This window comes from Bacteroidia bacterium (assembly GCA_033391075.1).
Classification (GTDB): Bacteria; Bacteroidota; Bacteroidia; order J057; family J057; genus JAWPMV01.
Genome location: JAWPMV010000003.1, coordinates 240,989 through 251,874 on the forward strand (window position 1 = coordinate 240,989; position 10,886 = coordinate 251,874).

Genomic DNA, 10,886 nt, shown 5'->3' on the forward strand with positions numbered 1-10,886 from the left:
TTTCGGAAACAATTCCTACCACTTCTTAAAGGTTCCAAAAGTAATAGGTCCAGCAAATCCTATATAATTGGCAGAAAAAGCCCCTGCAGTGCCTAAGGTAAATCCAATTTGATTTTTCCCTTCGTACAGCAATTTAATCGCATAACCTTTCCATTCCTGATCATTAGGGTAAAGTCCGGTTTGAAGCAGATTCTCATTCAGAAAATCGCCATTTTCCATGGACTCCCTAAGGGTGATATTCAACACTATCCATAAATTCCTGGCTTTGGCTGCTTTGAATCCAAACTCCACATTTGCATTGAAAAAGTCACTATAATCATGGGTAGATACATTATAGCCCAAGTCCAGAAAAGAATATATGCGGGGAGAGAGGCTTCCGCCAATATGTCCAAATAGGCCGAAAGAATTTGAGAGGTAACCTGTAGTTAAGCCTTTTTCCAGTTCACTGGAAGCGGTATTCCAACTTGTTTGTATAGAAACGGCAAGCTGTAGTCCTTTGTCCAAAATCCCATACTTTACTCCTAATTGATAATTACTCAAGCCAAATAAGCTACCCTCCTCAAGCAAAGTAGGATAGTACAATGAGTCAGTCGCTTCTTTAGTTGCGACATATTTAAAGGGTAGATGAGAGAAAAGAGTCAGCTTATCCGTAAGACCATATATCGCATATATTCCTACATCTGAACTAGCAACTTCTCTGTTAATATTGGTTTCAGTATCTGTAACCCCTATGCCGTTCAGGATTAAGCCATCATAGGTGCCCTGAGCTTGCAAAGTAGTTTGTAATTGAATGAAACCAGTATTCTTTTTTTGTACCCAGGGTCCTTGTGCGTGAGCATTAAGAGATATCATGCAGCCAATTAGGCTAAGCAAAAATCCAGGATAAAAGTGCTTTAGAAAAATTTTCATGTGTTTTGAATTTTAGGGCTTATGCTTTCCGTATTTACAATGGCTTTCCATGTGAGATATAAAGCCATACTGTGGAGTATCACCGAGACACCCACTACAACATACAGGCGAGTCGGTGTATCTGTGAGTCTGAAAAAATCAATAAAATCAAGCGTCTCACGAATCCAGGAACCAAATAGAACCGCCATAATAACTCGCGCATCTCGCAAAAAGAATACAGCAAGCAAACAGGATAAACCCAATCCCAGCTCTCTGCCGGACCATGATAAAACTGATTTTACCTCCCCTAAAAACTGGGGATGTGTTTCTGGCGAAAGAGACGCCCATATTCCTAGCACGGTAGCTATGAGTCCCGTAAGGAAGGTGATGATTAATACAAACTTTGGAACCTCAATATTTGTCTTCATAGCTTTTATTGTTGAGAGATTACATGAGCTTGTTCGACGATCTCTTTACTGAGAACTTTGTGGGCGAAGCTTAGAACTACAGCCATGAATAATGATATAGCAATCCCTCCCAGGATTACATTTATGTCGAAACCGTCCATAAATAAGCTAAGAAGTCGCCCAAGGGTCCATCCCAAAAGGATGATGACAACCGGATGCAACAACTCCAATTTTGATTTAAAAATTGCCCAGAGGCTAAGGAGGCCTGTAGCTACCATAGACCCACCTATAATTCCTCGAATGGTACTGAAACCAAAGGCATTATTGGCTGAAATCTGGGAATGCCCCATTACGGATTCGGGACTAAACATAAAGAGGAAGCCATTGGCAAAAATGAAAAGCCCAATGAGCGACACAACAATTTTGAAAACAATTTTCATTGATGGATACATAATTTTTATGATGAAGCCGAGACGAGGAGACTGTCTCTATTACATCACAAAAATCTGGAGGTATTTTTCAAAAAAGTTGTAAAAAACTATCAAAGGTTTGAGAGTTTATTTCAATAGCTTTTTTCTATAGTCAGAAGGAGAGGTGGAAAAAGCGGCTGAAAAAGCATTTGAAAAATAGGCTACATCCTGAAAGCCGCAGGAATAAGCGATTTCTTTTATACGAACATCTGGCTTTGCCAATAAATTCCGAGCTCTGTCTAGCCTTTTTGAATTGATGTATTTTCTGGGGGTAGTCTTATATAAAGCTTTAAACTTTCGTTGGAAAGAAGAGAGACTTAAGCCAGCCATGAAGGCTAAATCCTCTAAATTCAGATTCTCAAAAATATGGGCTTCAATGATTTGCTTAAAATTGTAGTCGTTGTGGTTAAATAAGGTGCTAAGTATCCCTTTAATGGAGGCATCATGGTCCACTTGCATCAAGAGGAAAATTAACTCTCGGGTTTTGACCTTTAGCAATTCCTCTTTCATGAGTTGAGGATGGTCAATATAGTGGGAGATTTCCTTTGCAAACCTAATCAGCATTTCATTTGGAGGGATTCTTTTTAGAGAAGAGGTTTCAGCAATTGTAGGCTTTTGGAGAAAGTCAGGAAGATGATTGTCATAGATGTATTCCAGCGTTTCAGGTTCCAGCTCAAAGATGATAACCTCCGTGAAGCTATTGTCCTGATTTGGGAACCAGTTATTTACAAAATTATCACACTTCATGATTAAACTGTCTCCCGTGAATAATTCTACACTTTTGACAGGGGCATATATCTTTGAATGTCCATTTATCACATGGGCAAACAATGCCGAATTCACCAATGAATTGCTGACCTTATGCGGAGGTTGAAATCTTGCTTTCCCAACCACCTCTTGATTTAATATTTTAAATGATCTCTGAAAAATAGGAACTGCTTATTAATGGCTAAGTATTTCTTCTGAAAAGAAAATAACAATCCATAAGTATTCCTAAAAACTCCCTTAATTCAAGGGACTCATTCCCTAATCTCTACGCGTTCTTCCTTGCCATCTCTGATCGTAGTTACTGAAACGATCTTTCCATTCTCTCTATCAAATCGAAGATCGGGAACATTCCCTCTTGCACCTGGAGGTAATAATATTTCAAAAACATCCCCTTGCTTGCGTTTCAATTCCAGTTTCATGGGTACGGTAGGCCTTTTGGTAAACAACTTCCCATTTTCCCAACTGATAAGAGTTTCTCCGTAGGTACCGCTATACTCGGATAAATCTTCTGCAGCTTTTTCAGCAGTAGGTTTTTGAGAAGTTTCTTCAAGATTCTTTAAGGCTTCCCTAAGCTCCTTTTTCACCTCCTTATCGGTGCTTTCCTGTTCAAGATTGTTAAGCATTTCCTTTAAGGCTATCTCTAAGGCATCATCCGGATCACAGGGAAAGTCAGGATCAACCCCCTTTGCCCGCCAATTGGTCTGAGTCTTGGCATTCATCACCCGTCCTATGGGAATGAGTCCAACCAAATCCTGACCCAGTGGATAGATGGATGCACTATGCGCACCTCTGTAGCCTGATCCGGTATTTTCTCCGAAGAGGATCGCACGCTCAAAACTACTCATGCAATAAGCCATATTGGTAGCTGCCGAACCCGTAAAGCGATCTATCAGGATAAATATGGGTTTTGAAAGGTAGCGATCCAGGGGAAGTTCTTTATGCGTGCGGTGATGGGAAACCGAATCCCAGGCCAGATATTCCCGTGTGTACAGCAACTTGTTTTCCTCTTCAAAAAAGTAACTCATTAAATAGGGAATAAATCCTCCTACCCCTCCCCTATTTCCTCTCAGGTCAATGATCATTCCATCTGTATATGAGAGAAATTGCATAGCTGCATCCACCGTAGCTTTTGCCTCTTCCAGGGCTGGCATTTGTTCCAATTTCAAATAGCCAACATTGCCCTCTAGTACCTCAAGTTTCCGGAAGAAAAAATTGCGACGCACATTGGATAAACTACGATTGCCTATAGCCATATTTTGCATGTTCACATCTCCATCCCCTGATTGGAGGAGCTGAGCGGTTTTGAATAAAGAGGGATTATGAAGTACAGCGAAATGAGCATCTTGGGTAATGCCGCGAAGTAAAACCGTGAGATAGGAAGCAAAGCTATCCCTATTGTAATCCTTGGCAAATTCTGCGGACTTCCTGCTCTTCTTCAATTCCGCTAAAATAAGGGGCACGGAATCTTGAAGCACATAATTTTCAGAAATATGTTTGGAGAACTCTTCGAGTATGTCTTGCTTTTCTTTTGAAGTTAAATTTTGTCCCATTGCTGAAAAGGACAAACTAAAAAGTATGAAAAGGGAGATTTTTTGTAAGAGGACCATAGCTCAATATTTGCGGGATTATTCGATCAATTTTGAGCAAGAAAGAGCATTTATTTTAAAATATATGTTCAGAAAAGCTTCTTTTTTCCTTCTAAATGTTAAAAAATGTTAAGGATCCCAATTGCCAGGCCTGAATATGTATCTTAGGTAAAAGAAGATTGATTATGGCTACACAAAAAAGGGGAATTCTCAGATTCAGGAATCATAATATATTCATAGACACCCATGAAATTGAAATCCAAGGAAGAATACACAAACTTTCTCCCAAGGAAATGGAAGTCCTGGTCATGCTGGTGAAGAATAGTGATAAAACCCTGACCCGCAAAGAAATTTTGGAGCAGGTATGGGGAGATGAATTTGGAAATGACCTGGGGATAACCCAGATCGTTTCAAAACTGAGGCAATTGCTCGGAGATAAAGAAAAAACAATCATACGAACGATTCCTAAAAAGGGCTATCTCCTAAGTGCTGAAAAAGTCAAAGTGAAAAAATCCTTTCGGCCATCCCCACTCGCATTAGCATTACTAGTTGTTGGCCTACTAATTTCTGGCTTCATTATATATAAGCCTGTAAGTGTAAGAATACAGCTTGCAAAAGCTGCTGAGGAAAAATCAGTCGTTGAAAATGATGCTAAGGAAGAACCAAAAGTTATCAAAAGGAAAAGGATTAGGGTCTTGAAGTCCGCTGAATAAAGTTTTGCGCAGATAATTTATGTGGATTTATGAAGTCATTTGGGATCACTAGCTCGGGTCTATTCAGAAAAATAAGCCAAGCAATAAGTGTTTCGATCATGAAATGATCGATTACAGGAATAGCAGTCCCGAAAATCTATGCTAGCAAATACAGACTGACTCAGGCAATCGAAGTAGAGGGAAGGCTCCCTCTCGAAGCAAGATATCCGGCTCCCAGTATCCCAACTATCAGCGTCAGTTCAGAAAGGAGTTCAAACCATAAGGGATTGGTAAGTGCTCCTTCCATGAGCAAAGCTGTCGTTTCAAAAATGGTAAAGCCAGCCATGATAATTTGTGGAATCAGCTTTTTCGATTTACTGATTAGAAAGGCAACCCAACCTCCCAAAGCAGCAGAAGCTAAGGCTCCAATTCCTACTAAGGGAATTTTCCATAAGGGCGTAATCCCAAATTCAACTCTGCCCAGACTGAGGTCTTGTGTAAGAAGAAGTCCAAGGATCATTACAGCATAGCCAGCAACTACTGCCAATGCGATGAGGGCGATTTTGCGAATTTTTTCATTCATCTTAATGCGAGTAATAGGGTGAATATGCTCCTTCTTATTCTATATTATAAGATCCTTTAATCAGCACTTCAACTTATTTAGACCAGTTGATAGAAATTCTAGATGAGTTTTCCTCCAAATACATGCCTAGCTGACCTCAAATTCATCAATAAATACCCAGGCAGGCAGTCCGGCAGCATTATGCCAATCCGGAGCCACATCCATATTTCGACCGATGATTTTGATATAGCGGAATGTTCCGGGCGATACTTGAAGTTCAAAATACTGGATGTCATTGATCTTACTCTCTTTTGTCAGAGGTGCCTGATTATTTACCTTCCCCAGCAATTCAAAATTCACTCCGTCAAGCGAGCCATAATACAAGACTTCCTCCGGGAAAAAGACGATGTGATTGCTGACTTGTAAAAATGCCGCAGAGAATCGGCTAAGGCTTTGTGGTGATTCTAAATCTACTATGGCTTCCAGGTCATTCCCCTCAAAACCCAGCCAATTCGCATAAAAATTATTTCCTCCATATGCGCCATCGGTGAGCGTAAGAGGATTTTCGCCTGCATATTTTTTGGCTTTCGTAAATAGCTTCACCGACTTACCCGAAGCCAGATTGGAGGCCTGAGCTCGGTCCAGACTTTTTTGGTACATCTCCAGGTATTCAGCTACTGTAAAGCGCATCTCATTCATGGCTGTAATTTCTCCTCTTTCGGTAGTCTCCTTGAAACGATTGAGGCGATTTTCCAGGTCAAAAAAAGCATCGACGCCGGCAGCTTTCATGTCTCGCTTTGCATATTCCAAAATAGCATAATCTACACTTAGTCGAGCTTCCGCGACTCTCTCTGCAAGAGCCGCATTATTTGTCACCGCCTCCCGGGCTTTCTCAAAATAATTATCATACTCTTTTAGCAAATCCAGCTGCAAAAAACTTTCGAAAGCCTGCGAAGGATCACCATATAAGAAGAGGAAAAAACTACTATCCTTCCCCAGTTCTTCATGCACCCGATCAATATAAGATCGAACAAATGGAGCTGCTTCTTCATAGTAGCCTTTTAAAAAATCATCCATGATAAGCGATATATCAGCCTCTGGATTCCACAAGAGTTTTGCGGTTACATAGGAGCGGAGTTCAAACAATTCGCTGGGCTGATTGCTGTGTTGCTCAAAGATCCATTTGGCATTATTATCTGTGAATAATTGAATATTGGGTTGAAGGGTATGAAGGTTGGGGAAAGGAGCCAGGAAATTGGTGAACTGCGTTGTGTAATCCCATATCCTGATATTATCTGTCAATTTTGCCCAGGCCTGCAGATCCCTCGTAAAATCCTGACACTTCTCCCCTATTGCTGCACTCCGATCACATTCAATCGAACATAAAGTTATCAGCACATTCGCGGCGGGTTTTATATGTCTGGGAGCCTTGCGGGTATATTGATAAGCAAGGGTGGAAATACTTTTATCCGGAAACTCATGGGCAATTTTATTAACGAAATAAATCATCGAACCTGCAGGAGAATCTTCTCGCTCATGAATCGCCTCACAGGATTCACACTGACAGTACTGGGTATTGTCATCCTGGCTCACCGAAATAACATTCGATTCCGGATATGCCTGTAACAAGGCTTCAACACTGTCACTTACTATATGAAAAACGGCTTCATTGCTCAGGCAAAGTTGGGTGGTGAGTCGCCTTCCCTTCCTTAGCGCATAATATTCCGGATGTTCCTCATAAAATTGCTCAGCCGGAAGAAAGCGGTGAAAGGTATGTACCCTCGCTCTGGGCACATAGCCGGGGAAAGCTTCTGTAGTTACTTTCTGCTTTTCTGCAAATCGAGGGTTTTTATAATACAAACGGGAATGAACGGTCCTGACATGAATCGGGGGACTGTAATGATAATGTAGATCCTCCGGAAAAACGAATGAGCTTTGGCGGGGAATCCTCTCCACCTTCGGACTATAAAATCTAGCCCCCAATTCATTCTCCAAAAAAGTATAGACTGCATCCAATAGCGCTTCCGAACTCCCGGCCTTTAGGTACAGGTTTCCTCCTTCAACTCCATAAGAAATTCCATGCTCAGGCAGACTTTCATCCTTTCCTAAGAGAATCATGCCCTGAGATCCTTTTTCTCTGGAAATCGCTATATCACTCCCACTAATCCTATTCAGGTAGTGTTGTAATTCATTTGCAGCCTTTGTCTCGGCGACATGCTCATCCAGAACAATCGTGGTCAAAGGATGTGAGCCTACATAAAGGCCGGAAAGATGATTACAATTGCTGAAAAGCAGAATCAAGCAGATTAACAGGAAGTGAGTTGGACTTTTCATGAGGAATCTTTGAGCAGTATGAGACAAAAGGGCTTAGGATTCCAATATAGAAGGAAAATTGAAATACAATGCCTTTTCTCCTATCTATCCGGCATAATTCCTTTTTCGGCCATTTCTGCTGCCTGTCCACTGGGATCCGTGAGCCCATGTCCTCCTTTTCTATAATCTCTATGTCTGCTTTCTCGGTAATGGAGGTATTCATCCCAGTTATGATAGAGGTAATACAGATGTCCTAATTCATGAGAAAGAATGGAACCGGAGACACCCTTTTTCAGATGAATAGACAAAGCATTCTTTTTCTGGATCAGGCCGGGATAACTTTGGACAAAATTAGGGGAAGCAGAAGTAAACAAGCCTTTATAGGTAGCAAATAATGCCATACCTGCTACTGAACGACCTCTTCCTGAGAAAACCTTGGGATAGGATATAACATAAACGGGCAAGTCAGTGCCATCCAGATTTTGCAGAGAATTCATATAGCAGTAGAGTTCAGGAAGGTGCTCCTTTTGCTCCCGAATGACACGTTCTGTAGATAAGATCAACTCCAGCTGCTTTTTATACATCTTAAAAGCCCTTCCCAAACTTAAACGCCTCTGAAAAAAGAAAGTCCAGACCCTCCCTTTGCCTTTTTGGTTTTTGGCCACACTATTCCACCTCTTGAAAAACTCTTTTCTACTGATATCCATGGGGAGATCCAGAGAATCACTCAGATGCATAAATCTCTTCAACAAAGATTGGTATTGACTGCTTATTTCCTCTGCCTGATCAAGATTTCCATTGCGGATCAAATTCTCAGCATTCCGTTTTCGTATCTTTTTTAGAAATCGAAGAGGAGTCTTCGAATCGCTAAAAGGAGTTATTGAGTCATTGAGATATCGGTCAATCAGCTGCATCTCAACCAGACTATCATTGTCAACAGGAGGAAGATCTGAGACTTTCTCAAAAAAGAAGGCTCCCAGCTCAACATGTCTGGCTCCTTTTTTATTGGAAAGGTAAATGGAAATAAACAAGAGTACTACCAGCGTAATAAGCAGGGCAAGGTAAGTGTTACGTTTTTTCATTTTGGACAGTTTTAAAACATGAAAACTTATTCAGTTCTATGCCTGTCAATAGAAATGGTGCATACATTAGCATATGATAGCTTGCTTCTGTAGGCTTAAAAAAACGTTAGATTCGAAAAGGATAGAAAAGCGAAGGATAAGTAAAGATGGTTAGACTTAGCTTTATGCGTCTCTTATATGTAAATATTCTAGAGATTAGACTCTGCACCAAAACTAAATTCAAACATATTCATCTTTATAAAAAGGGGCTAGAAAGACTTTGTTTAGCAGTATTCTTAAGTTCACTTTTTCTCCATATTATTCAAAATGGTTTGCAGATGAAAAGGGAGAATACATATTAAATTGAACTGATTTAGTAGAAAGGGAAAGAAATGTCGCCCCTTCATTCACCTGAACAAAGTTATCGATCCAGACAAGGACTTCTTTTGCCCACCTTCCATTAGGATTTCTGCCCGATAAATATAAACTCCTTCAGTCAGGGCTTTGCCTTGATTCTTTCCTCCCCAACCTTCTTCTGGCGCATTAGGTGCTAAATTATGCTTACTAAACATGCGATTTCCCCATCGATTAAATACCGTCAATGACTCAATCAGCTCTAGTTCTTCCTCCCCGTACAGGGTAAAATAATCATTGATCCCATCTCCATTAGGAGAAAATGCCGTAGGGACATAGACGGAATAATAAGTCAGGCTTAAGTGAACAATACTATCGCAACCCATACGGGATGTCAGAACCCGGGTGTAATCTCCAGCTGTTGAAAAGCTAAAATCTCCCAATCTATAGATTTCCTGAGGGAAGATTTTCGCTTCTATCTCTACCTCTGGGATTTCCAGAACTTCCAGGGCTAAAGAAATAAGGCTATCACAGCCCCCTTCAGTCTTGAGGGTATCGAAATAGGTTCCGGGAGTCCCTAATGACTGCCTGTTGAATAAGAAAGATTCTCCTTCACAAATACTCTCCTCAAGGTATGTGTGAATTGGAGGCGGGATATAATCAAAAGGTTGAGTTACTCTGCACATGCTTCCATTCGTTACGGAAAGCTGATAAACTCCTGCCTCTATAGGCGCAGATAAATAGGCTTGGTTTTCTCCTATAAGGGCAATTCCATTTTTATACCATTGGTAATCGAGCTGAGGATAGTTGGGGACCTCCAGGAAAAAATCCTTGCTGCAAGGCTGATTATTGGTTTGAATCTTAAAATCAAAGGAAAACTCTTCCGCCAGGGTCAATTCATCCAAAAAATAGTAATGCGCCTTTGTATCTGTCCTGCGATCAACTGTAGGACAAGGTGGCCCAATCGCAATTCCAAAGATGTCTTCTGTAGGAGTGAAATTTAGAGACAGCTTTTTCCAGCCATTGAAAACACTTGAATAGACCTTACCCAATTCCGTCCAGCCAGGCGTATTTGTTGGACAGCCTACCAGCGCGATTCCCTGACCAAAGGGTAAATTATCACAGTTAGCGGTTCCGAATAAGGTGAAGTTTATAGGAGCAGGACTTGAATTCAGAGGGAAACTTGCATAAAATTCCAGTCTATAGGTTTTGCCCTTCTCTAAAGAATCCAACAAACAAGCCCCTATATATTCTTTATAGTTACTCCTCTTTGCAGGCTCTCCATTGAGGATGCCTACAAAGCCCTCTCCTCCAGGCAGAGGTTGGGGAACTGGTATATTGACGAAATTTCTGCTGCAGCTGTGAAAATAATCAGCTGTCGCAGGAGAAGCCTGAACCCAGGATACCGCACAATTCATTTCGCCTATCGTTTCGGGGCAACAATCTTTCTCCTCAAATGAAGGATTGGGAATCAAAGATAAGGGTTCCACAAGCGAGCAATCACAATCTTCATCATTCAGATCAATCAAGCCATCATTGTCATCGTCTATTGCATTATCACATATTTCATCCCCAGGCCTGTGAGGGAGATAGTTAGTTGACCCAAGGAAAAAAAGACTAAGGCTGATAATCAGAATACTAGCAAGATACTTCATTGTCTATTGGCTCAGGGAAAAGGCGAACATCCTGGATAAATCTTTGCTGGCATACCTAATATACAAATATTGAGGGCCTGATTTTATGGAAATATTCCTTAGGGAGATATTTTGTTCTTACAGATGGAGG

The 10,886-nt window shown here is 41.0% G+C and carries 10 protein-coding genes; 1 reads left to right on the plus strand and 9 read right to left on the minus strand.

The window, feature by feature from the left end:
• Positions 1 to 15 precede the first annotated feature (15 nt).
• The 5 genes from R8P61_34085 to R8P61_34105 all read right to left on the minus strand — a co-directional run bounded on the left by R8P61_34085 (position 16) and on the right by R8P61_34105 (position 4,140).
• Positions 16 to 909: a hypothetical protein gene (locus R8P61_34085; protein MDW3652155.1), complete on the minus strand. Its 894-nt coding sequence runs from the start codon at positions 907 to 909 to the stop codon at positions 16 to 18.
• On the minus strand, positions 906 to 1,316 hold the full coding sequence (locus R8P61_34090) for a hypothetical protein (protein ID MDW3652156.1): 411 nt from the start codon (positions 1,314 to 1,316) through the stop codon (positions 906 to 908). The genes R8P61_34085 and R8P61_34090 overlap by 4 nt, the downstream gene beginning before the upstream one ends.
• Positions 1,317 to 1,321: 5 nt before the next feature.
• Positions 1,322 to 1,735, minus strand: coding sequence for a DUF4345 family protein (locus tag R8P61_34095; GenBank protein ID MDW3652157.1), 414 nt, complete (start codon positions 1,733 to 1,735; stop codon positions 1,322 to 1,324).
• A gap of 117 nt (positions 1,736 to 1,852) precedes the next feature.
• Positions 1,853 to 2,659: an AraC family transcriptional regulator gene (locus tag R8P61_34100; protein MDW3652158.1), complete on the minus strand. Its 807-nt coding sequence runs from the start codon at positions 2,657 to 2,659 to the stop codon at positions 1,853 to 1,855.
• Between the two features lie 125 nt (positions 2,660 to 2,784).
• Complete coding sequence (locus tag R8P61_34105; GenBank protein MDW3652159.1) at positions 2,785 to 4,140, minus strand: S41 family peptidase; 1,356 nt, start codon at positions 4,138 to 4,140, stop codon at positions 2,785 to 2,787.
• Between the two features lie 164 nt (positions 4,141 to 4,304).
• Here R8P61_34105 and R8P61_34110 point away from each other — a divergent pair, with 164 nt between their 5' ends.
• A complete protein-coding gene (locus R8P61_34110; GenBank protein ID MDW3652160.1) occupies positions 4,305 to 4,832 on the plus strand; it encodes a helix-turn-helix domain-containing protein in 528 nt (175 codons plus the stop codon).
• Positions 4,833 to 4,992: 160 nt separating this feature from the next.
• On the opposite strand, the gene R8P61_34115 is transcribed toward R8P61_34110, so the two are convergent.
• The 4 genes from R8P61_34115 to R8P61_34130 all read right to left on the minus strand — a co-directional run bounded on the left by R8P61_34115 (position 4,993) and on the right by R8P61_34130 (position 10,756).
• A complete protein-coding gene (locus R8P61_34115; GenBank protein MDW3652161.1) occupies positions 4,993 to 5,394 on the minus strand; it encodes a hypothetical protein in 402 nt (133 codons plus the stop codon).
• Between the two features lie 126 nt (positions 5,395 to 5,520).
• Positions 5,521 to 7,707, minus strand: coding sequence for a DUF4838 domain-containing protein (locus R8P61_34120; GenBank protein MDW3652162.1), 2,187 nt, complete (start codon positions 7,705 to 7,707; stop codon positions 5,521 to 5,523).
• Between the two features lie 80 nt (positions 7,708 to 7,787).
• Positions 7,788 to 8,768: a hypothetical protein gene (locus R8P61_34125; protein ID MDW3652163.1), complete on the minus strand. Its 981-nt coding sequence runs from the start codon at positions 8,766 to 8,768 to the stop codon at positions 7,788 to 7,790.
• Positions 8,769 to 9,154: 386 nt separating this feature from the next.
• Positions 9,155 to 10,756, minus strand: a complete 1,602-nt coding sequence (locus tag R8P61_34130; protein MDW3652164.1) for a gliding motility-associated C-terminal domain-containing protein — start codon at positions 10,754 to 10,756, stop codon at positions 9,155 to 9,157.
• Positions 10,757 to 10,886 lie beyond the last annotated feature (130 nt).

Coding starts and splice junctions, on each gene's coding strand:
- R8P61_34085 (MDW3652155.1), bottom strand. CDS start 909: ATGAAAATTTTTCTAAAGCACTTTTATCCTGGATTTTTGCTTAGCCTA.
- R8P61_34090 (MDW3652156.1), bottom strand. CDS start 1,316: ATGAAGACAAATATTGAGGTTCCAAAGTTTGTATTAATCATCACCTTC.
- R8P61_34095 (MDW3652157.1), bottom strand. CDS start 1,735: ATGAAAATTGTTTTCAAAATTGTTGTGTCGCTCATTGGGCTTTTCATT.
- R8P61_34105 (MDW3652159.1), bottom strand. CDS start 4,140: ATGGTCCTCTTACAAAAAATCTCCCTTTTCATACTTTTTAGTTTGTCC.
- R8P61_34110 (MDW3652160.1), top strand. CDS start 4,305: ATGGCTACACAAAAAAGGGGAATTCTCAGATTCAGGAATCATAATATA.
- R8P61_34115 (MDW3652161.1), bottom strand. CDS start 5,394: ATGAATGAAAAAATTCGCAAAATCGCCCTCATCGCATTGGCAGTAGTT.
- R8P61_34120 (MDW3652162.1), bottom strand. CDS start 7,707: ATGAAAAGTCCAACTCACTTCCTGTTAATCTGCTTGATTCTGCTTTTC.
- R8P61_34125 (MDW3652163.1), bottom strand. CDS start 8,768: ATGAAAAAACGTAACACTTACCTTGCCCTGCTTATTACGCTGGTAGTA.
- R8P61_34130 (MDW3652164.1), bottom strand. CDS start 10,756: ATGAAGTATCTTGCTAGTATTCTGATTATCAGCCTTAGTCTTTTTTTC.